This is a genomic window from Rhizobium sp. TH2 (assembly GCF_024707525.1).
Classification (GTDB): domain Bacteria; phylum Pseudomonadota; class Alphaproteobacteria; order Rhizobiales; family Rhizobiaceae; genus Rhizobium_E.
Map to the genome: position 1 here is coordinate 419018 of NZ_CP062231.1, position 20817 is coordinate 439834.

Annotated in this window: 20 protein-coding genes; 16 read left to right on the forward strand and 4 right to left on the reverse strand. The window is 62.5% G+C overall.

Annotated features, from left to right (window positions below; translation table 11 throughout):
- Positions 1–79 precede the first annotated feature (79 nt).
- From IHQ71_RS02170 to nagA, 8 genes are read left to right on the forward strand one after another with little or no spacing between them, the layout of a single operon-like run.
- A complete protein-coding gene (locus tag IHQ71_RS02170; protein WP_258160256.1) occupies positions 80–964 on the forward strand; it encodes a carbohydrate ABC transporter permease in 885 nt (294 codons plus the stop codon).
- 2 nt (positions 965–966) lie between these two features.
- A complete protein-coding gene (locus IHQ71_RS02175; protein ID WP_258160257.1) occupies positions 967–1812 on the forward strand; it encodes a carbohydrate ABC transporter permease in 846 nt (281 codons plus the stop codon).
- On the forward strand, positions 1809–3836 hold the full coding sequence (locus IHQ71_RS02180; protein ID WP_258160258.1) for a DUF5107 domain-containing protein: 2028 nt from the start codon (positions 1809–1811) through the stop codon (positions 3834–3836). The genes IHQ71_RS02175 and IHQ71_RS02180 overlap by 4 nt, the downstream gene beginning before the upstream one ends.
- A gap of 2 nt (positions 3837–3838) precedes the next feature.
- Positions 3839–4927 carry an ABC transporter ATP-binding protein gene (locus tag IHQ71_RS02185; protein WP_258160259.1) on the forward strand — a complete coding sequence of 363 codons (1089 nt, stop codon included), beginning with the start codon at positions 3839–3841 and terminating at the stop codon, positions 4925–4927.
- 31 nt (positions 4928–4958) lie between these two features.
- A complete protein-coding gene (locus IHQ71_RS02190; RefSeq protein WP_258160260.1) occupies positions 4959–5834 on the forward strand; it encodes a DeoR/GlpR family DNA-binding transcription regulator in 876 nt (291 codons plus the stop codon).
- Positions 5831–7870 carry an ROK family protein gene (locus tag IHQ71_RS02195; RefSeq protein WP_258160261.1) on the forward strand — a complete coding sequence of 680 codons (2040 nt, stop codon included), beginning with the start codon at positions 5831–5833 and terminating at the stop codon, positions 7868–7870. Before IHQ71_RS02190 ends, IHQ71_RS02195 begins: the two co-directional genes overlap by 4 nt.
- Before the next feature lies 1 nt (position 7871).
- Positions 7872–9164, forward strand: coding sequence for a class II D-tagatose-bisphosphate aldolase, non-catalytic subunit (locus IHQ71_RS02200; RefSeq protein WP_258160262.1), 1293 nt, complete (start codon positions 7872–7874; stop codon positions 9162–9164).
- Complete coding sequence (gene nagA / locus IHQ71_RS02205) at positions 9161–10342, forward strand: N-acetylglucosamine-6-phosphate deacetylase (protein ID WP_258160263.1); 1182 nt, start codon at positions 9161–9163, stop codon at positions 10340–10342. The genes IHQ71_RS02200 and nagA overlap by 4 nt, the downstream gene beginning before the upstream one ends.
- 7 nt (positions 10343–10349) lie before the next feature.
- On the opposite strand, the gene araH is transcribed toward nagA, so the two are convergent.
- The 3 genes from araH to IHQ71_RS02220 form a co-directional block, all read right to left on the reverse strand.
- Positions 10350–11300, reverse strand: a complete 951-nt coding sequence (araH, locus tag IHQ71_RS02210; protein ID WP_258160264.1) for an L-arabinose ABC transporter permease AraH — start codon at positions 11298–11300, stop codon at positions 10350–10352.
- Positions 11301–11310: 10 nt separating this feature from the next.
- On the reverse strand, positions 11311–12816 hold the full coding sequence (gene araG / locus IHQ71_RS02215) for an L-arabinose ABC transporter ATP-binding protein AraG (RefSeq protein WP_258160265.1): 1506 nt from the start codon (positions 12814–12816) through the stop codon (positions 11311–11313).
- Positions 12817–12885: 69 nt separating this feature from the next.
- Positions 12886–13869 (reverse strand): arabinose ABC transporter substrate-binding protein, encoded by a 984-nt coding sequence (locus tag IHQ71_RS02220; RefSeq protein WP_258160266.1) that lies wholly within the window; start codon positions 13867–13869, stop codon positions 12886–12888.
- A 206-nt stretch (positions 13870–14075) separates the two neighbouring features.
- On the opposite strand from IHQ71_RS02220, the gene IHQ71_RS02225 reads away from it, so the two are divergent.
- From IHQ71_RS02225 to IHQ71_RS02255, 8 genes are read left to right on the forward strand one after another with little or no spacing between them, the layout of a single operon-like run.
- Positions 14076–14828, forward strand: coding sequence for a FadR/GntR family transcriptional regulator (locus IHQ71_RS02225; RefSeq protein ID WP_258160267.1), 753 nt, complete (start codon positions 14076–14078; stop codon positions 14826–14828).
- 37 nt (positions 14829–14865) lie between these two features.
- Positions 14866–16014 (forward strand): galactonate dehydratase, encoded by a 1149-nt coding sequence (gene dgoD / locus IHQ71_RS02230; protein WP_258160268.1) that lies wholly within the window; start codon positions 14866–14868, stop codon positions 16012–16014.
- A gap of 4 nt (positions 16015–16018) precedes the next feature.
- Positions 16019–16795, forward strand: a complete 777-nt coding sequence (locus IHQ71_RS02235) for an SDR family oxidoreductase (RefSeq protein ID WP_258160269.1) — start codon at positions 16019–16021, stop codon at positions 16793–16795.
- 23 nt (positions 16796–16818) lie between these two features.
- A complete protein-coding gene (locus tag IHQ71_RS02240; protein WP_258160270.1) occupies positions 16819–17694 on the forward strand; it encodes an SMP-30/gluconolactonase/LRE family protein in 876 nt (291 codons plus the stop codon).
- A gap of 11 nt (positions 17695–17705) precedes the next feature.
- The gene (locus IHQ71_RS02245; RefSeq protein WP_258163009.1) at positions 17706–18644 is read left to right on the forward strand and encodes a 2-dehydro-3-deoxygalactonokinase; all 939 of its coding nucleotides are present in this window, start codon (positions 17706–17708) and stop codon (positions 18642–18644) included.
- The gene (locus IHQ71_RS02250; protein ID WP_258160271.1) at positions 18644–19276 is read left to right on the forward strand and encodes a 2-dehydro-3-deoxy-6-phosphogalactonate aldolase; all 633 of its coding nucleotides are present in this window, start codon (positions 18644–18646) and stop codon (positions 19274–19276) included. The genes IHQ71_RS02245 and IHQ71_RS02250 overlap by 1 nt, the downstream gene beginning before the upstream one ends.
- 58 nt (positions 19277–19334) lie before the next feature.
- Complete coding sequence (locus IHQ71_RS32000) at positions 19335–19658, forward strand: hypothetical protein (protein WP_374989944.1); 324 nt, start codon at positions 19335–19337, stop codon at positions 19656–19658.
- A complete protein-coding gene (locus tag IHQ71_RS02255; protein WP_374989945.1) occupies positions 19546–19965 on the forward strand; it encodes a hypothetical protein in 420 nt (139 codons plus the stop codon). Before IHQ71_RS32000 ends, IHQ71_RS02255 begins: the two co-directional genes overlap by 113 nt.
- A gap of 102 nt (positions 19966–20067) precedes the next feature.
- Here IHQ71_RS02255 and IHQ71_RS02260 read toward each other — a convergent pair whose 3' ends face one another.
- Positions 20068–20781 carry a FadR/GntR family transcriptional regulator gene (locus tag IHQ71_RS02260; protein WP_258160273.1) on the reverse strand — a complete coding sequence of 238 codons (714 nt, stop codon included), beginning with the start codon at positions 20779–20781 and terminating at the stop codon, positions 20068–20070.
- Positions 20782–20817 lie beyond the last annotated feature (36 nt).

Sequence of the window (20817 nt, forward strand, 5' to 3'; positions counted from 1 at the left end):
GATCGCCGTCATGGGTGGCCCGGCGCCATCCATGACGGCCTGGTCGTCCGGAACGCGGCAACGACGGGAGGACAACACAATGATGCGGCGACGTATGGTCGTGGCCTTTCTCGCCCCTGCACTGATGCTCTATCTGGGCTTCCTTGTACTTCCGGCGATCCAGGCCTTTTGTCTCAGCTTTTACCAGACGTCGGGTTTCGGCAACGAACCGGTCTGGGTGGGTTTCGGCAACTATGCCAAGCTGTGGCACGATTCCATCTTCTGGCGGTCACTTGGCAATATGGCCCTCATCCTCTTCGTCGGTGGAGTGGCGACATTCGGCCTGGCATTCCTCTTCACCATGCTGCTCAATTCCGGCCTTTGGGGCAAGAAGCTGTTCCGGGCGCTGATTTTCCTGCCCAATATCATTGCCGTGGTCGCGATCACCACATTCTGGTCGTTCGTCTTCACGCCGCGATATGGCCTGCTGTCCAACTTCTTCAAGGCGCTCGGTCTGGATCGGCTTGCATCCGTGACATGGACTGCCCCCGAGAATATCTTTTATTCGATGATGGTCGGCCTGGTATGGATTTCCGCCGGCTTCTTCACGATCCTGATCCTGGCCGGCGCCGACAAGGTTCCGGCCGACATGTATGAGGCGGCGCGCCTGGAAGGGGCGAGCAACTGGCAGATTTTCCGGCTTGTCACCTTGCCGATGATCTGGGACGTCGTGCTCATCACCTTGGTGCTGTGGGCCATACAGGCGATCAAGATCGTCGAGTTCCCCTACGCCTTCGGCGGCCCCAACATCAATCAGAGCCTCTATACGCCTGCGATCTATCTCTACATCATGGGCTTCGGACAGCGCGAGCCGGTCTACGCACTTGGCTACGCCACCGCGATCGGCGTTATATTGTTCGTTTTGACCATCGTCACCGTGGTTTTCCTGCGCCTCGTCTTCCGTCGCGAAAAAGTGGAATTCTGAACATGATGGAAGCAATCTTTCCCCGGCCGCTGAAACGAGCGTTTGCCTATATCGCCGTTGGCGGCTGGTCCGCCTTCTCGGTCTTTTTCGTTGTCTGGATCATCATTGCGTCCCTCAAGCGCAACCGCGAATTGTTTGGCAAGCCATGGAGCCTGCCCCTCGATCCGCAATGGGGCAACTACGTCAAGACTTGGGTCTCGAGCCGCTTCGGCGACTACTTCCTGAACAGCCTGCTGGTCGTTTCGGTTTCGGTCTTTGCGTTGCTGGTCGTGTCGGTTCCCGCCGCCTATGTGCTCAGCCGCGGGCGGTTCAGAGGCCGGCAAACCCTGTCGAACGTCTTTGCATTCGGCATGGGCGTGCCCATCCCGCTGCTCTTCGTGCCGCTTTTTGTCATCATGGCGTCCATGCGACTGGCCGACACGTTGACGGGATTGACCATCGTCTATGTCGCGCTGTCGATCCCGTTCACGATCTACGTGCTCGAAGGGTTCTTTTCCTCCTTGCCCTCCGAGCTGGAATCGGCCGCCATCATCGACGGCTGTACGGATTTTCAGGTGTTCCGGCATGTGATGCTGCCGCTTGCGGCGCCAGGCGTGGCGACGGTGGCGATCCTCAATTTCGTTGGTTTGTGGAACGAGTATCAGCTGTCGCTCGTGCTCATCAACAGTCCGGAAAACCGCACGCTCTCCCTCGGCATCTATTCGCTGATCACCTCGATGCAGTATTCCGGTGGCGATTGGGCAAGCCTTTTCGCCGGGGTCACCATCGTCATGCTGCCCACCATCCTCCTGTTCGTCATCCTGTCGGAGAAGATGATCAGCGGTATCACGATGGGAGGCGTCAAATGACCACCCTTAAGCCCCTCGAGGCCTCGATGACCAGAATTGCGCGTGTTACCCGCACACTGCCGATGTCCCGGCTTGGTTCACCCAGCCAGCTGCCGCGGTTCGCCTTCCAGCAGCCGATATTGCGAAAGGATACGCCGCCCGATCGCGGACTGTCCGTGGAGGAGAGTGCGCACGCCTTCCAGTGGGGCCATGATTCCATCCTCCCATACCAGGTCGTGGAGGACTACGACCGGTCACAAGCGCCCGGCGAGATGCCGCTGATTGAAATGTCGAACGGCTGCCTGACGCTGACGGTCGCACCGCAATTGGGTGGCCGGCTGATGTCGATGCGCGACGAGCGGCTGGGGCGGGACCTTGTGTTTTGCAACCCTGTTTTCCAGCCGGCGAATCTTGGCTCGACCAATGCCTGGTTCTCCGGTGGCATCGAGTGGAACGGGCTGGTTCCCGGCCACTCGCCGTCCACCTGCCTGCCGGTGTTTTGCGGTGTCATCGAAACCGCACGGGGACCGGTCCTGCGCGTCTATGAGTATGACCGCGTCATCGAGGCCACCTGGCAGATCGATCTTTTCCTGCCCGAGGGCAGCGATCGTCTGTTTGTCCATGGCCGCATCGTCAATGCCGACGATCAGGTGAAGCACGCCTATTGGTGGACGACCGTCGCGGCGCCTGCCGCCGAAGGCATGCGCGTTCTCAGTCCGGCCGACTATGTGATCGAGCATGTGTTGCCGGGAAATCAGCTCGAACGCTTTCCGCTACCCGATCCCGACCGGTTCGACGGATCCTATCCGGGCAATTGGCGCGACGCGACATCCATCTTTTTCCGCGCGCCCGACAGCGACCGATTGTTCATGGCCGCTCTCGACCGCGCAGGCGTGGGCTTGGGACAAACGGCGACCCCTGCCATGCGCGGACGCAAGCTCTTCTATTTCGGCGAAGGGGCCGGCGGCCGGCAGTGGATGGATTTTCTATCACGCCCGGGAGACGGCGACTACATCGAGATCCAGAGCGGAATTACGCCGACCCAGAACCAGCGCTTCCGGCTCGAGGCGCGCTCGGAAATCCATTGGACCGAAGCCTATGGCGCGATCAGTGTCGATCCGTCGCTGGTGCATGACGAGTATGGTGCGGCGACGAGAGCCGCGGGCGACCTCGTTGCCCGGCGCTTTGACAAAGCCGAACTGACTGACATCGATGTCTTCCTCACCGAAGTGTCGAGACATCCGATTCAAAGCGCATTGGCGCACGGATCGGCCTGGGGGCGGCGCGACGAGCAACTCTGCGGCCGGCCGCTGGCTGATGGCCTGGACTTCAGCGTGGTGACCGAGAACGATTGCTGGGACGAGCTCGCCACGGCCGGAGCATTCTCAGAGCAAAATCTCGCCTCCGTTCCCGCCGAATTCGCCGTCTCGGATCGCTGGGTGGCGAAGATCGAACAGAGCGTGCGCCAGCAGGGTGAGACATGGCTGCATTGCCTTCTGCTCGGGATTGCCGCGCTCGACCGGGAGAAGACAGAGGATGCCCGCGCTCTTTTTGATCGCTCGGTATCGCTCAGGCCGACCTGGCTCGGCCACCGGCAACGAGCAATCGTCGCCTCGGAAACCGAAGCGGCGATCGTGGACTATCTCGCCGCCTGGGAAATCGGTGGCGCGCCGCGCGAACTGGCCTCAGAGATCGCAGATTTTCTGTTGCGCAACCAGGAATTTGACCGGCTGTCGGCGTTTCTCGCGGGCTTGAGCGCGGACTGCGCGGGCCTGGAGCGCATCAAGCTCGTCCGGGCGAAGATCGCGGCTCGGAACGGCGACGCCGAGACGCTTGCAACGATACTGCAGACGGAGTTCGCCACGATACGGGAAGGCGAAATGCTCCTCTCGGAACTCTGGACGGCATTGCAGTCGGGCCGGCTCGCAGCCGTGCTGGGCCGAGGCCCGACAGAATCCGAGTTGACCGAGGCATTGAAGGCCAATCCGATCCCGAAACACCTGGATTTCGCCATGAAAGCCGAAGCCAACAACGAGGACGCATAGCGATGGCGCAGGTCGAACTTCAAGACATCCGCAAGTCTTATGGCGCGATAGAGATCATCCAGGGCGCGCGGCTTTCGATCGGCGACGGCGAGTTCGTCGTCCTTGTCGGGCCTTCCGGCTGCGGCAAATCCACCCTGTTGCGCTGCATCGCCGGACTGGAAACCATCACCAGCGGCAAGCTGATGATCGATGGCGCCGATATGACGGCGGCTGATCCCGTCAAGCGGGGCATCTCGATGGTGTTCCAGTCCTACGCGCTCTATCCGCATATGACGGTTGCCGAGAACATCGGTTTTGGCCTGAAAATCGGTGGCGCGCCGAAGTCGGATGCACACAAACGTGTGGTGGAGGTCGCCCGGCTTCTGAAGCTCGATCAACTACTCGCCCGCAAGCCGAAGGAACTGTCGGGCGGCCAGCGCCAGCGTGTTGCGATCGGCCGCGCACTTGCGCGCAATCCGCGGATATTCCTGTTCGACGAACCGCTTTCGAATCTCGATGCGTCGCTGCGCGCCGAAATGCGCGTCGAACTTGCGAAGCTCCATGCGGCGCTCGGCAATACCATGATCTATGTCACGCACGACCAGGTCGAGGCCATGACACTCGCCGACCGGATCGTGGTGATGCGCGCCGGGGTCATCGAACAGGTCGGCTCCCCGCTTGAGCTGTTCAACCAGCCGGCAAACAAGTTCGTCGCAGGCTTCCTCGGCCAGCCGCCGATGAACTTCATCCGGCTGGAGGAAGTCCGGGAGGTGGGCGGCAAGATTGAGGCCGGCCTGCCGGGTGGCGGTCGCCTGGCGCTCGACATGCCGGCATCGGCGAAGGGAGCGACGGCCGTCGAACTGGGCGTGCGGCCTGAGGACATGTCGATCGATCCCGACGGCCCGCTCGAGGCTGTCATCGACGTGGTGGAGCAGTTGGGAGGCGAGACGCTTCTCTATTGCCGCCTTGCCGATGAGCAGGCGCTTGTTGCAAAGCTGACCGGCCAGTCCAGCCACAAGTCCGGCGATCGGCTCCGCTTCGGCATGTCGGACGAACGGCTACATCTGTTCGATGCGGATGGCCTCAATCTGCGCCATGGAGGCCGACCGTGAACGACCAATGCATAACCGGGAAAAAGCACTGATGGACACTTCGTATCAACCCGGCGAGTCGCTAGTCGGCGTGATCGCTCGAGACATGCCGGACCTCAACAAGGCATTCCGGCGAATCGGCGCCTATATCATCGCCTCACCAGACCGCTTCATGCATAAGCCGTTGCAGGAGATCGCGCGCGAGAGCAATGTCAGCGAGCCGACGGTGGTGCGGTTTTGCCGCCATTACGGCTTCAAGGGGGTTCCCGATTTCCGCATCGCGCTTGCCATGTCGCTGGCGCGCCAATCCCCGGTCGCGGGGAGTTCCTTCATCGAGCCGGGCGTATCGGACAAGGCGGTGATGAACCTCGACCAGAAGAAGGCGATCGCACGCTTCGCGGCCGCGCTGGCCGGAACCGATCGGTCCATCATCGTTGATTCCGGCTCCACCACACAGCTGTTTGCCTCTCGCCTGCGCGAGGCGCCGGCCATGGTCATCATGACGACCGGTCTCAATGTGGTCGAAACCCTGCGCGGCGCCCCACAGCACACTGTCATGTTGCCCGCTGGCGCTATCCGCTTCGAGTCCAACTCCGTCTCGGGACGACTGGTCGAGAGTACGCTTGCCAACATGCGCTTCGACACGCTCTATCTCGGCGCCGATTCGATTGATCCGCTCTTGGGGCTCAGCACTTACAATATCGACGAAGCACACCAGAACACGGCGATGATCAATGTCAGCCAGCGCGTCGTCGTGCTCGCCGACTCGACAAAATTCCGCACGCCCGCTCTGCACCGGTTCTGCGAGATCGATCGCATCCACACGATTGTCACCGACACTGGCCTGTCCGACGAGATTGCCGAGCAGCTCAGTGCGGGCGGCGTGACCGTCCACCGGATAGATCCCCACGGCGGAGACCAGCCATGACGGTCCAGACTACCAAGAAGTTGAACATCGATCGCTGGGCGACGACGCAGGAAATCCGTCAGCAGCCCGCTGTGTGGCGCAGCTTCGGCCCGCGCCTCGAGCCGATCGCCGCCGAAATCGCCGCATGGCTCGCGCTGCGGCAGCATGAGGAGGTCTGGTTCTGCGGTGCGGGAACCTCCGCCTTCATCGGTGAAACGCTGGCAAGCCATCTCAACCGACGTCCGGGGCCGGCGCGGTTCAGGGCGATCCCGACGACCGATCTCGTCGCCTCGCCGAAGAGCTATATTCGACCGGGCGTACGGGCGCTGGTCGTATCCTTCGGCCGCAGCGGCAATAGTTCCGAGACGATCGGCGTGCTCGACCTGCTTGCCGCCCATGCACCGCAATATGACCGCCTCCATATCACCTGCAACGGCGACAGTGCTCTCGGGCGGGCAAAGCCGGAAGGCGAGGGCGAATTGCGCACGATCGTGCTGCCCCCCGAAACCGACGATCGCGGCTTTGCCATGACGTCGAGCTACACGACGATGCTGCTGAGTGCGCTCGCCTGCTTCGATCAGCCGGCCGAGGGCGTCGGCGCGCTGTTCGCGCGCCTCGCCGACGCCGCCGAAACGATCATCGCGCGCGAATTTGAGCGCTTGGAAACCGTGTCCGCACCCGGCCGCGCGGTGTTCCTCGGCTCGGGACCGCTCACCGGCGCGGCGCGGGAATGCGCGCTGAAGGTCCTGGAACTCGCTGCGGGCCAGGTTCCGACCTCGTGGGATTCCTCGCTCGGCTTCCGCCATGGTCCGAAGGCGATTGTCGACGACAGCACGCGGGTCTTCGTCTTTCTCTCGTCCGATCCCCACACCCGCCGCTATGACGAGGATCTCGCTGCTGAAATTGCGACCCAGTTCGGCGCTGTCGTGCTCACCCGGATCGGCGAGGCCTCGACCGGTCCCGACATCGCCGTGCCCGCCGTGGCCGGTGACGCCTGGGATGCGGTGCTCTACGTCATCACAGGCCAGATGCTCGCCGTTGCATGGTCGGACGGCCTTGGCATCGAGGTAGACAACCCCTTTTCGGCCGGCAACCTGACGCGCGTGGTCGCCGGCGTGAAGCTCTATCCGCTGGAGACTGAACGAAAGCTCTATGGCGGTATCGATCTTGGCGGTTCAAAGATTGAAAGTTGCCTGTTCGATGCCGATCTGAACCTGCTGGAGAAGCGGCGGATCGAAACCGCCCGGAGCTATGACGGGCTACTGGATTGCCTGGCGGCGGAAGCCGAATGGCTTGCGCAGCGTGCCGGCGGGCCGCTCTCGCTCGGTATCGGCCTGCCGGGCCTGATCGACAAACGGAGCGGCAAGTCGCTGACCTCGAACCTCGCGGCCACCGGCCACCCGCTCAGCGCAGACCTCGCGGCGCGGCTTGGCCGCCCGACGCCCGTCGAGAACGATTGCAAATGCTTCGCGCTCTCCGAGGCCAACGGCGGCGCGGGCGCCGGATATCGCACCGTCTTCGGCTTGATCCTCGGAACGGGGGTTGGCGGCGGTGTCTGTGTCGATGGACGCCTGCAGACGGGGCTGAACGGCCTGCCGGGAGAGGTCGGGCACATCGGCATTCCGGCGGCCCTTCTTGAGCGCCAAGCGCTGCCGCTGCTGCGCTGCGGCTGTGGCCGCACCGGCTGCTATGAAACGCTGGTGTCTGGTCCCGGCATGACACGCATCGCCGAAGCGGTGGGTGAGCGCAAGGTCGAACCCGAGGCGATCGCGGCGGGCGCTCTGGCACAGGATCCCGTGCTCGCGCGGGTTTTCGACGTCTGGCTCTCGCTATTGGCCGAACTCATCCACACGGTCCAGCTGACGATCGATGCCGATTGCGTCGTTCTCGGGGGAGGTCTCTCGCGCATTGCCGGCATCGCTGGCCAGCTTGAGCAGGCATTCACCGAAGTGAGACTGCCTGTCGTGCGCAGTCCTCGCTTCACAGTGGCCAGGTTTGGCGACGCCAGCGGCGTGCGCGGTGCCGCCATGCTGGCAAGCGGTATGGAGATCGGTTGAGATGAAGGAATTGCGAGACCTCATAGCCCGCAATCTTGCGGGCTCCGGCGAAGCCATGCCATCAGTGTGCTCCGCACATCCCGATGTCGTCGCGGCATCGGTGCTGCTGGCCGAGGAATGGGACGTGCCGCTGCTGATCGAGGCGACGAGCAATCAGGTCAACCAGTTCGGCGGCTATACCGGCATGCGGCCGGCGGACTTCATTGCCTTCGTCAACGGGGTCTGCGTGGCGCATGGCGTCGATCCGTCCCGCGTGCGTTTCGGCGGCGACCACCTGGGCCCACAGGCGTGGCGAAACGAGCCGGCCGAAAGCGCCATGGCCAAGGCGCGGACACTTGTCGCGGCCTACGTGTCGGCTGGTTTCACTAAGATCCATCTCGACTGCTCGGAAGGCTGCCTGGGAGAGCCCGCGCAAGTGGGCGATATGGTCAGCGCCGCCCGTGCCGCCGAGCTCGCCCGTGTCTGCGAGGACGCCGCGCGCAATCCAGACGCGCTGAGCTACATGTTCGGCACCGAGGTTCCGCCGCCCGGAGGCGCCCGCGTAGAACAGGGGGAAGCCGCGATCACGCCGACGGCACCGGCCAGCGCCCGCGCCACCATCGAGGCCCATCGCGCAGCGTTCGCAGGGCTTGGCCTTGGCGACAGCGCCTGGAGGCGAGCGGTCGGCCTGGTCGTCCAGCCCGGACTTGAATTCGCGCCCGACCATGTGCATCGCTTCGACCTTGCCACATCGGACCAACTTTCGCCGGTGCTCGCCGGCCATCAGGGTCTCGCGTTCGAGGCGCACTCGACCGACTACCAGCTTCCGGCGGTCTATCCCGATCTCGCGGAACGGCACTTTGCCGTGCTCAAGGTCGGCCCGGCGCTGACTTATGCCTACCGGCAGGCCATTTACGCGCTCGATGCCGTAGCGGGTTGGGCCGCGGCCGCCTCCGACCGCACCACTGTCTCGGACGTGATGGAGGCGCTTATGCTGGAAGCGCCCGGCAACTGGACGAAGCATTACCAGGGCGACGAGGACCGGCTGCGGCTGCTGCGGCATTTTAGCTATGCCGACCGGATACGCTATTACTGGACGCAGACGCGCGCACAGGCCGCCGTCGACGCCTTGTTAGGCAGCCTGAAGTCTCGGGATATGCCCCGGCCGCTGCTGGAACAATATTTCGCGGCACCCGTGCTCGCGCGGGCCGAGACCCTCGGACAAAGCACACCGGACAAGGCGAGGGCGCTCATCTATGCTCAGATCCAAGAGGCACTTGTTCCCTATTTTGCCTGCTACGGAAGGGCGGCATGAAACCGGACGGTCACATCGAGGCTGCGCCGTTCGACTTAGCAACGACACGCGACTGGTGGCTCGTTCCGCGCCGGCTGTTTGACGGAGAAGGCCTGACGGACAGCAGGGCGATCCGAATTACGGACAGACGGGTGGTTTCGGTGGTCTCGGCGGAAGCGGCCGGTCGGGACGGCGCGCCGGTCTGGCGAACAAGCAGGCTCGCAGTTCCCGGATTCTTCGACACCCAGATCAATGGCGGCGGCGGGGTGCTGTTCAACGCCGACCCGTCATTGGACGGACTGGCGACGATCGCCGCCGCGCATCGATCGACCGGGACCACCTCCTGGCTGCCTACCCTGATTACCGATGTTGCCGACAGGATGGACCAGGGCGCCGATGCCGCCATCGCCACGCACCGCCGCTTCGGCATCGTCGGCATTCATCTGGAAGGCCCGCACATCAGTATCGCCCGTAAAGGCGCGCACAGGCCCGATCTGATCCGCCCATTCGACGAGCGGACCGTGGCGACTGTTGCCCGCCTGCGGGAGGCCGGCCTCCCGGTTCTCCTGACGCTGGCGCCCGAATGCGTGCCGCCGGGAACCATCGCCCGGCTTTGCCGCATGGGCGCCGTTGTTTCGCTCGGCCACACCGATGCCGATTTCGACGCGGCGCGTGCGGCAATCGCCGAGGGTGCGCGCTCGGCAACGCATCTCTATAATGCGATGACGCCCATTACGTCGCGCTCGCCCGGCGTCGTCGGCGCGGTGCTGGACAGCGATATTTATTGCGGCTTCATCGCCGACGGTCACCATGTCGATGACACCACGCTCAGGCTCGCGATCCGCTCGCGTCCGGTCGCCGACCGCATGGTGCTGGTGTCCGATGCCATGCCCACTTGGAACGGTCCGCCGGTATACGAATTACTGGGCGAGACCATTCGTCTCCAGGACGGCAAGCTGGTCAACCGGATCGGTTCGCTCGCCGGCGTCCATATCGACATGGCTTCTTCGCTGCGCCGGTTGGTGCAGGCCGTCGGCATTGGGCTGGAAGATTCCCTGAAAATGGCAACCGCCAATCCCGCCCGCCTGATGGGGCTCGATCAGGAGATCGGCTACATTAGGGCGGGCGCCAAGGCAGACATTGTGCTCCTCGATGAGGCGCTGGTTCCCGGCGCCATCATTTCCTCTTCGGCGGCTTGACGGGGTGTCAGCTTCTCCGCCCGGCAGCGGAGGAGCGGAGGTTGTCGAGAAGCACGGCGACGAGAAGGATCAGGCCGCGGACGACATACTGGTAGAAGGCCTGGATGTTGAGCAGGTTCATGACATTCTCGGCAATACCCATGATCATCACCCCGACGATGACGCCGGTCATCGCAGCGCGGCCGCCGGCCAGTGACACGCCGCCGAGTACGCAGGCGGAGATGACCGAGAGTTCAAGCCCGGTCGCGGCATTCGGCTGGCCGGACGTGATGCGCGAGGCGAGCAGGATACCAGCCACGCCGCAGACCAGGCCTTGCAGCGCGAAGATCCAAATCCGCATGTTGACGACGTTGACGCCGGCCAGGCGCGAGGCCTCCGGATTGCCGCCGATGGCGAGCGTATTCTTGCCGAAGACGGTGCGGTTGAGCACGAAACCGAAGACGATGAACATCACGCCCATGACCCAGATCGGTGTCGGGATGGTGAGAAACTTCGACAAAGCGAGCTGGTAGAAGGCCGGATCGTTGATGCCGACGGCGCGGCCGTCCGATGCAATGAGTGCCAGACCACGTACGATCTGCATCGTCGCGAGTGTCGTAATGAGAGCATTGATTCTGAAACGGGCAATGACGACACCGTTAAGCACGCCGACGATCCCGCCGCAGGCGATCGCCGCAACGAGGCCGAGCAGGATCGAGCCGGTGGCATTGGATGCCATGACAGCGATCATGCCCGAAAAGGCCACCGTGGAGCCGACCGAGAGATCGAAATCGCGCGACGCCAGGCAGAACATCATCGTGCAGGCAACGATGCCGATGGTCACGACCGATTGCAGCAGGCCAAGCATATTGCGCTCGGTCAGGAAGTTCGGCACCGTGAGCGCGACGATCACGAAGGCAGCTGCGAAGATCACCACCAGCCCCTGCTCGCCGAGGAAGACTTTTTTCAAGGCATTCATTGCTTCGTTCCTATGCTGTACCGGTGGAGTTCTCGTCCGGCAGAGCGGCCGTGAGGATTGTGTGTTCGTCGAAGGCGGGGCGCTCGATTTCGGCGGAGACGTGGCCGGAGCACATCACGATGATGCGATCGGAAATGCCCATCACTTCAGGCAACTCGCTCGAGATGACGACGATTGCCATGCCGCTTGCGGCCAGGTCGTACAGAATCTCGTAGATTTCGGACTTCGCGCCGACGTCGATGCCGCGGGTCGGTTCGTCGATCACCAGCACCTTGATTCCCTGTTCGGACAGCCAGCGGCCGAGGATGACCTTCTGCTGGTTGCCGCCGGAGAGGTTGATGATATCCTGCTTGCGCGAAGGGGTTCGCACGCGAAGCTTGGCGATGAACTGATCCGCGACCGAAGCTTCCTGCTTGCTGTTCAGCAGACCGAAGGGCGAGAAGTGGCGACGCGAGGAGATGGTGATGTTTTCCTCGATCGAGCGCCCCTGGATGACGCCGTCGAACTTGCGGTCCTCGGGACAGAGCACCATGCCGGCCCGGATCGAGGCGGCGGGATCGCCGGGTTTCACGGCCACGCCATCGATCGTGACGCTGCCGGTATGGCGATTGTCGGCTCCATATAGAAGTCGCGCCATCTCGCTGCGGCCGGCGCCGATCAGGCCGAAAAATCCAAGGATTTCACCCTGACGGACGGAAAAGCCGATGGGATTGCGGAGCCGTGTGCCCGAGACGTTTTCGACCACGAGGCGCTTCTCGCCGAGCGGCCGTGGTTTCCAGCCCCAGATATTGGCGATCTCGCGGCCGACCATCTCGGCGATGACCTGATCGCGCGTGATCTTTTTGACATCCGGGTGATGGGCCGCAAGCTTGCCGTCGCGCAGAACCGTCAGGCTGTCGCAGAGGGCGAACACTTCGTCGAGGCGATGCGAGACGTAGATGATGACGGTGCCGCGTGCCTTGAGCCTGCCGATCAGCGCGAAGAGGATTTCGCTTTCGCGGGACGAGAGGGAGGATGTGGGTTCGTCGAGCGCGATGACGCGGGCGTCCAGCATGACGGCCTTGGCGATTTCCACCATCTGCCGCTCACCGATCGAAAGCGAGGAAACTTTTGCAGTGGGGTCGATGTCGATGCCGATATCCGCGAAGCGCGCGCGGACCGTATCGACCAGCGTGCCGCCATCGATGACGCCGGCTCTAGCGGGAAAACGTCCGAGCCAGAGGTTTTCTGCGACCGTCAACTCCGGAACCAGTTGCAGTTCCTGATGGATGACGATGACGCCGGCATTGAAGGCATCGCGAACCGAGCCGTATTTCTGCTCAGTGCCGTCAATTACGATCGTGCCGGTATCGCTCGACTGGTCTCCGGAGAGGACGCGGATCAGCGTCGACTTGCCGGCACCATTCTCGCCCATCAGCCCGTGAACGGCGCCTTTGTCCACCGCGAAGGATATGTCCTTCAGCGCCTGCACACCGGGATAGCTCTTTGAGATATTGGAAAATTCGAGGAACGCCATCGTTGCTCCAATCATGGACCGCCCGGCGGCGCGCACAGGCGCCGCCGGGCAAGTTGTCCGGGAGGATGATTACTCGATGCCGAGGTCCTTGCGGACCTTTTCATAGTCGCCGCGGAGCGCAAGCGCGCCGGATGTCAGGATCAGCTTTTCCGGCTCCTTGCTGTTGGCGACCCATTCATACATGTTGAGCGCGGTCTCGTAGCCATGGCGCTTCGGCGAGATGATGACGGTGCCGAAGAAGCCGGTCGCATCGGCCTTCTTGAACTCGTTGATCGCCGAGTCCGCACCGCCGATGCCGACGCCGATGAAGTTCGACGCAGGAATGCCGACCGACTCGGAGGCGCGCACGGCGCCGAGAACGGCTTCGTCATTCAGTCCGAAGGCGATCCAGTATTTTACATCGGCATGCTTGTTGAGCACGGTGGTGGAAGCGTTCAGCGCTGCTTCGGTATCGGTTTTCGCCTGCGGCGCGTCATAGATGTTCTCGGCCGGGAAGCCGGCTGCCTTCAGCGCGGCGATGGCGCCTTCGACGCGGTCGACGGCAGTCGGCAGTGAGTCGTAGGAGACGCGGATCGCGCCGACCTGCTTCATGTCCCAGCCGCGCTTCTTGATTTCCTCGGCGATCGCCTGGCCAACGGTCTCGCCGATCTTGGTGGCGGAAATGCCCATATGAGCGACATCTTCGAGCGCATTGCCGCTGGCATCGACGAGGCGATCGTCAACCGTCATCAGCTTGAGCCCGTTGGCTTCCGCCTTGGCGACAATACCGGGCCCCAGCTTGACGTCCGGGGTGCAGATGATGAAGCCCTGCACGCCCTGGGCCCCGAGGTTGTCGATGGCGGACTGTACCTTCTCACCGTCTTCGGCGCCGATCTTGACGACCGTGAAGCCCTTTTCCTTGCCGGCCTGTTCGGCGAATTTCCATTCGTCCTGGAACCAAGGCTCTTCCGGTTGCTTGACGATGAAGCCGATCTTGACGTCTGCGGCGAAAACGTTGGTGGCAGCCATGATGGCGAATGTGCCTGCCAGGATGGCGGCTTTGAACGAGCGCATGTCTCTCTCCCTAGATTTGACGGCTGCCTCCCAGGCAGCGTATGATCAATTAAGATAAATCATCGTACCAGTCAATTGCCTTTGTATGATGATTGAACTAGAACGGTCTGGAAGGACGCGACGAGACATGGAAGAGGTACGTCGCGTCCGGTGCCGAATTGCACTATGACGTGCTCGGGACCATGCGGGCATAGCGGAGGAAAGCGTTGGAAGCTGGCGAGAGTTTGCAGGAAGAGTCGCGAAAGGTGGAGCGGCGTCCGCGCGTTCGGCGCAATGTGACGGTCGCCATCGCGCAGGATATTTTCTCCGATCGTTATCCCGTCGGATCCGCGCTGCCGCGCGAGCACGATCTCTGCCAGGAGCATGGCGTCAGCCGCACCGTGATCCGAGAATCCCTGAAAATACTCGAATCGAAGGGCATCGTGCGCGGCAAGCCGCGCATCGGCACGACCGTCTGCGACCGGGATGAGTGGAACATCCTCGACGCCGACGTGCTGCAATGGATGGGTCCGCATCTGACCGAGTTCGATCTGCTCGGCTGCATTCTCGAGGCGCGCCGGACGATCGAACCTGCCGCCGCCGAACTGGCGTCGGCGCGGGCCAGTACGCAGGAGATCGCCGATCTTGAACGCGCATGGATCGACATGCGGGATTCGAGCGACGATCCCGACCGCTTCACCGAAGCTGACGTCCGATTTCATACCGTGCTGCTCAATGCCAGCCACAATCAGGTCTTTCGCCGGCTCTCGAGCGCCATTCACGCCGCCCTCCATCACACGCTGCGTGCTTCCAACGTGGCAGTCGAAAATCGGGACGATGCAGTCGCCATCCACGGCGAACTCGTGGAAGCACTCAGGCTCCGCGATGGCGCGCGCGCCCGGTATTGCTCCAACGCCATGCTCGACCTGGCCGCACGCGATCTGGAGGCGGCTGAGAAAGCGCTTGGCCGATCCGTTTGATTTCAAGATTATTTTCCAAGATTGAGACCCCATTCGCATGAAAATCACAAAGCTCACCACCTATATCGTTCCGCCGCGGTGGATGTTCCTGAAGATCGAGACGGACGAGGGCATCGTGGGCTGGGGCGAACCGGTCGTCGAAGGCCGCGCGCTCACCGTCGAGGCGGCCGTGCATGAACTGGCCGATTACCTGGTCGGCAAGGACCCGCTGCTGATCGAGGACCATTGGCAGGTTATGTATCGCGGTGGTTTCTATCGCGGCGGCGCGATCCACATGTCGGCAATCGCAGGCATCGACCAGGCGCTCTGGGACATCAAGGGCAAGGCATATGGCCAGCCCGTTCATGCTCTGCTCGGCGGCCAGTGCCGCGACCGGATCAAGGTCTATAGCTGGATCGGCGGCGACCGCCCATCCGATGTCGCCAACAATGCCCGCGATGTCGTCGCCCACGGCTTCAAGGCGATCAAGCTCAATGGCTGCGAGGAGATGCAGATCGTCGACAGCTGGAGCAAGGTGGAGAAGGCCGTCGAGACCATCGCGACGATCCGCGAGGCGATTGGCTCCGACATCGGCATCGGCGTCGACTTCCATGGCCGCGTCCATCGCCCCATGGCCAAGGTGCTCGCCAAGGAACTGCAGCCCTATAACCTGATGTTTATCGAAGAGCCGGTGCTGTCGGAAAACCGGGAAGCGCTCAGGGAAATCGCCAACCATTGTTCGACGCCGATCGCACTCGGCGAGCGGCTCTATTCGCGCTGGGATTTCAAGAGCGTGCTGGCCGACGGGTTTGTCGACATCATCCAGCCCGATCTCAGCCATGCCGGCGGGATCACCGAATGCCGCAAGATCGCGGCCATGGCGGAAGCGTACGATGTGGCACTGGCCCCGCATTGCCCACTCGGGCCCATAGCGCTCGCCGCCTGCCTTCAGATCGACGCCGTCAGCCACAATGCCTTTATCCAGGAACAAAGCCTGGGGATCCACTACAACGAAGCAAACGACATCCTCGACTACATCTCCAACAAGGAGGTGTTCAAGTACGAGGACGGCTTTGTGTCGATACCGCAAGGGCCCGGGCTGGGCGTCGAGGTGGACGAGGCCTATGTCATCGAACGGGCCAAGGAAGGACACCGCTGGCGCAACCCGGTCTGGCGGCACGCCGACGGTTCGGTCGCGGAGTGGTGACCTCATGGGGCGCTTGACGGGCAAGAGAATATTCATAACCGGTGCGGCGCAAGGCATTGGTCTGGCCATCGCGCGGGGGTGCCTCGCCGAGAATGCAAGCGTCTATCTTATCGACCGCGATGAGGCGCTGCTGAGCACAGTCGGGAATGAATTGAGGTCAATGGGGGCAAATCTTGGGTATCGGGTGGCCGACATCACGGATGCCACTGCGATCGAGCAGGCGGTGGCAGACGCTTCATCGAAGATTGGTCCCATCAACGCGCTGATCAACAACGCTGGCGTCAACGTGTTCTCCGAGCCGCTCCAGACCAGCGACGAAGACTGGGACCGCTGCTTCGACATCAACCTCAAGGGCGCCTGGAATTGCTGCAAGGCCGTTCTGCCCGGCATGACAGAGCAAGGCCACGGTGCGATCCTCAATATCGCATCGACGCATGCCTTCACGATCATTCCGCATACCTTTCCCTACCCCCTGGCAAAGCACGCGCTTCTCGGAATGACCAAGGCGCTGGGTCTCGAATATGCGGCCAGGGGCGTGCGCGTGAATGCTATTGCACCCGGCTATGTCGCCACCCAGAAGGCGATCGATTATTGGAACAGCTTCCCCGACCCCGTGGCAGCCGAGACTGAAACGATGAAGCTCCATCCGGGCGGGCGGATCGCGACCCCCGAGGAAATCGCTCTTGCCGCCGTATTCATGATCTCGGACGAATGCCCATTCATGAATGCCACCTGCCTCACCATTGATGGTGGCCTAAGTGTTCAGCAGCACCCGGCCTGAAGGGCCCGGCGAGGGAGAGCGGAATGCAGGCGGACATAAGATGCGTGGTGGATTGCGCCAACGTGCTCGGTGAAGTGCCGCTCTGGGACGTGGCCGAGCAGGCTCTCTATTGGGTGGATATCGAAGGCAAGCGTCTGCACCGGCTGACGCCCACCACAGGTATGGTTGATATCTGGGACATGCCGGAACGCATCGCGAGCTTTGCTCTCCGCGAGAAGGGCGGGCTGGTGGTGGCTTTTGCGTCCGGCCTCGCCTTTCTCGACCTCGACACCATGAAGATCGACTGGATTGCCCGGCCCGAAGCGCACCTGCCGGGCAACCGGTTCAATGAGGGCAAGGTCGATCGCAACGGCCGTTTCTGGGCCGGTACCATGGATGATAGCCTCGCCGGTCATACGGCTGCGCTCTACCGGCTCGATCCCGATCTCACGCTGACCAAGGTGCTCGGCGACATAGGCATTTCCAACTGCTTCGTATGGTCCCGGACCGATGACCATTTCTGGTTTGCCGACACGTTGGACAAACAGGTCTTCACCTTCGACTACGATTCAACGGCCGGGGCCCTGTCCAACAGGCAGATCTTCGTTGACATGACAGGGCTCGGATATGGTCCGGACGGCGGCACGATCGACGAGGAAGGTTGTATCTGGATCGCGATGTGGGACGGCTGGAAGGTGTCGCGCTTCACGCCCGATGGCCAATTGGACCGCGAGGTTCACCTGCCTGTTGCCAGACCCAGCAGTTGCATGTTCGGCGGGCCTGATCTGTCAACCCTCTACGTCACGACGGCGATCTGGGACGCCACGGCGGACGATCTCAAGGGACAACCCCAGGCCGGTGGTCTCTTTGCGATCGATGCCGGGGTTCGTGGCCTGCCGGAAACGCGCTTTGCAGGATGATGTTGATGAGCATGAAGTCCCGACCCCGCTATGCCGCCGTCGATTGGGGCACGACGAGTTTCCGCCTCTGGCTGATCGGTGACGATGGCGCGATCCTTGGCGAAAGCCGGTCGCGCGAGGGCATGACGACGGCGCGGGAGACCGGGTTCTCCGCCGTGCTGGACAAGCATCTGGCCGAGGTCGGCGCGGCGGTTGATGCGCCGGTCATCATGTGCGGCATGGTGGGCGCCAAGCAGGGCTGGGTCGAGGCGGGCTATATCGACGTGCCGGCCAGACTTTCCGACATTTCCAGCAAGGCAGTGAGCGTTCCCGGCATAAGCCGCGACATCCGCATCCTGCCCGGCCTCGCCCAGCGCGATATCAACGCCGCCGACGTGATGCGGGGCGAGGAAACGCAATTGCTCGGCTGTGCCGAGAGCATGAAGAACAGCGACTGCCTGATCGCCATGCCGGGCACGCACTCGAAATGGGTGCGCGTGGTGCGCCACGAAGTGCTGGGCTTCTCGACCTTCATGACCGGCGAACTGTTCGACGTCATCACGAAGCAATCCATCCTGCAGCATGCCGTCAAAGATGCAGCAGGCTTTGATGGCGGCCATCCCGCGTTCCTGTCGGCGCTTCATATCGCCCATAAGGAGCCGGAACTGGCGACCAACCGGCTGTTCTCGATCCGCGCACGCGGGCTATTGTTCTCGCTGTCGCCGACAGATGCGGAAGCCACGCTGTCGGGCATGATGATCGGGCTGGAGCTTGCCGGCGCGCTGAAATCCGCGCCGAAGGACACGCCGGTCATCCTGGTCGCATCGGGCAAGCTGCGCGGCCTCTACGAGGCGGCATTCCACAGGCTCGGACTGAAATCCACGACAATCGATGCAGACGAGGCGGTGCGCCGCGGCCTCTCCCAGGCCGCGCGCGAAATCTGGCCAAGCGACGAAGGATCCGGCAACTGATGTCCCGCATACCATTTCCACCGATGAAATACCCGCTTGTCGCAATCCTGCGCGGGCTGAAGCCCGAGGAAACACCGGCGATCATCGAGGCGCTGCTCGAAGCTGGCCTGCGGGCGATCGAAATCCCGCTGAATTCTCCCGAGCCGTTCAAGTCGATCGAGATCGCCGCGAAAATGGCGCCGGCGGATGCGTTGATCGGCGCCGGTACCGTGCTCACCATCGAGGACGTGGACCGGCTGGAACAGGCGGGCGGGCGACTGTTCGTCAGTCCGAATGTCGATGTTCCGGTTCTGTCGCATGCAGTCTCCAAAGGCATGGTGACGCTGCCCGGCGTGTTCACGCCGACCGAAGCGCTCGCGGCCGCTCGCGCCGGCGTCACCGGTCTCAAGTTCTTCCCGGCAAGCGCACTCGGCGTCTCCGGCATCAACGCCATCCGCGCCGTGCTGCCGGCCGACCTGATGATCGCGGCGGTGGGCGGCGTGTCGGACGAGAATTTTGCCGACTATGCCAAAGGCGGCATCAAGGCTTTCGGCCTCGGGTCGAGCATCTACAAGCCCGGCATGAGCGCGGCCGAGGTGGCTCAACGTGCGAGGATTGCCATCGAAGCTTACGAAAGATGCTTCTTTGATTGAACTCTAAGGGAAACTGGCCGGCAGGCGAACAATCTTCACACAAGCAGATGAGGCCGCGATGAGTGTTGTCGTTCTGCAGCAGGGTGCCACCCAGGCCCGAGTTTCGACGAATGGAGGCTCGGTGCTCAGCCTGGAAGTCGGTAGGGTCCCGCTTCTGCGCCCTGCGTTTGACGATGCCGCCGTGACCGATAGCGCCGGCTTTCCAATGGTGCCCTTCGGCAACCGCGTGCGGGGCAATACCTTTGTGTTTGAAGGGCAGGACATTCACCTTGCCTCGCAACCCGGAATGGGATCGCCATTACCTTCATGGCGAAGGTTGGCTCGAGGATTGGACCGTGGAAGATCAGCAGGCAGACCGCCTGTCGATTCGTCACATGCATGATGGGAGCCGGATTCCCTACCGGTATTCCGCGCGACAGGTCTTCGTGATGACTGAATCCGGCATGGATTTACATATGGCTGTCACCAATACAGGCGAATCGACCATGCCCTTCGGCATCGGCTGGCACCCCTATTTCCCAATGACCCCGAAGACCACACTGCAAACGACGACTGGTCGTACCGAGCAAGAAGGTTGGCTGCCCGGCGAGCCCATTTCCGTACCTGAGGATGTTGATTTCACCCAGCAGCGGCCACGCAATTCGACGATGAGACCGGCGAAAATAGTCGCTTCCCAGAGTAGATGCTGAATTCGGGCGCTGTGCTGCTTATTACTCCACGCGCGACGATGTCTGGCACCATGGGCCGCCAATTGCAACCTGTGATATGACCGAGATTGTCTGGGCGCCCGATCAACGCTCGGGCGCACCGGCGAAGTTTCGCAAATAGGTCGATCGGATCAACTCGGCGGCCGCAGACGATGCGGTCTCTTCGTCTCGAGCCTCGATGGCCAGCAGAATTGCTTCGTGTTGCGTCAGTGACTGGCCAAAGCCGCCCGATGCCGCCATCGTCTTGGGGATGCTGATTGAAAGAGCCGCGCGGATAACCGAAGCAATGGGTAGCAAGAAGCGATTGTGCGCGGCCTGAAAGATCTGCAGATGAAATTCGATATCGGCCTCGATTGCCTGTTGAACGCTCGCCTGTTCCTGCGACATGCGAATGAAGGCATCCCTGATCAGCTCGTGTTCGCCCGCCGAGCCGCGCCTTGCAGCAAGCCGGGCGGCGAGCGGTTCGGTCGAAACGCGAATCTCGAAGAGTTCTTCGGCCAACGCATCCTGATCGTTGGCATCGCCCTGCCACACCAATACGACCGGATCGAGCGTATTCCAGAATTCGGCCGCGCGAACACGCGTACCGAGCCGGGGCTTGGCTTCGATGAAGCCCTTCGTCGATAGGATTTTCAACGCCTCTCTGAGCGTGGTCCGGCTGACACCGAGCGCCGCAAGCATGTCGGCTTCCTTAGGCAGCGTCTCGCCGACTTTCAGTTCGCCGAGTGTTATGCGACGGCCCACATCACCCGCAATGCGAGCGGGCAGGCCGCGATCCTCGCGCGCTATCGCTTTCATGCATTCCCCTCCGTCATACTTGCACGTTCTTAACCC

Bases quoted from the DNA above. Each gene is read 5' to 3' on its own strand.
- IHQ71_RS02170 (WP_258160256.1), top strand. From the start codon at position 80: ATGATGCGGCGACGTATGGTCGTGGCCTTTCTCGCCCCTGCACTGATG.
- IHQ71_RS02175 (WP_258160257.1), top strand. From the start codon at position 967: ATGATGGAAGCAATCTTTCCCCGGCCGCTGAAACGAGCGTTTGCCTAT.
- IHQ71_RS02180 (WP_258160258.1), top strand. From the start codon at position 1,809: ATGACCACCCTTAAGCCCCTCGAGGCCTCGATGACCAGAATTGCGCGT.
- IHQ71_RS02185 (WP_258160259.1), top strand. From the start codon at position 3,839: ATGGCGCAGGTCGAACTTCAAGACATCCGCAAGTCTTATGGCGCGATA.
- IHQ71_RS02190 (WP_258160260.1), top strand. From the start codon at position 4,959: ATGGACACTTCGTATCAACCCGGCGAGTCGCTAGTCGGCGTGATCGCT.
- IHQ71_RS02195 (WP_258160261.1), top strand. From the start codon at position 5,831: ATGACGGTCCAGACTACCAAGAAGTTGAACATCGATCGCTGGGCGACG.
- IHQ71_RS02200 (WP_258160262.1), top strand. From the start codon at position 7,872: ATGAAGGAATTGCGAGACCTCATAGCCCGCAATCTTGCGGGCTCCGGC.
- nagA (WP_258160263.1), top strand. From the start codon at position 9,161: ATGAAACCGGACGGTCACATCGAGGCTGCGCCGTTCGACTTAGCAACG.
- araH (WP_258160264.1), bottom strand. From the start codon at position 11,300: ATGAATGCCTTGAAAAAAGTCTTCCTCGGCGAGCAGGGGCTGGTGGTG.
- araG (WP_258160265.1), bottom strand. From the start codon at position 12,816: ATGGCGTTCCTCGAATTTTCCAATATCTCAAAGAGCTATCCCGGTGTG.
- IHQ71_RS02220 (WP_258160266.1), bottom strand. From the start codon at position 13,869: ATGCGCTCGTTCAAAGCCGCCATCCTGGCAGGCACATTCGCCATCATG.
- dgoD (WP_258160268.1), top strand. From the start codon at position 14,866: ATGAAAATCACAAAGCTCACCACCTATATCGTTCCGCCGCGGTGGATG.
- IHQ71_RS02235 (WP_258160269.1), top strand. From the start codon at position 16,019: ATGGGGCGCTTGACGGGCAAGAGAATATTCATAACCGGTGCGGCGCAA.
- IHQ71_RS02240 (WP_258160270.1), top strand. From the start codon at position 16,819: ATGCAGGCGGACATAAGATGCGTGGTGGATTGCGCCAACGTGCTCGGT.
- IHQ71_RS02245 (WP_258163009.1), top strand. From the start codon at position 17,706: ATGAAGTCCCGACCCCGCTATGCCGCCGTCGATTGGGGCACGACGAGT.
- IHQ71_RS02250 (WP_258160271.1), top strand. From the start codon at position 18,644: ATGTCCCGCATACCATTTCCACCGATGAAATACCCGCTTGTCGCAATC.
- IHQ71_RS32000 (WP_374989944.1), top strand. From the start codon at position 19,335: ATGAGTGTTGTCGTTCTGCAGCAGGGTGCCACCCAGGCCCGAGTTTCG.
- IHQ71_RS02260 (WP_258160273.1), bottom strand. From the start codon at position 20,781: ATGAAAGCGATAGCGCGCGAGGATCGCGGCCTGCCCGCTCGCATTGCG.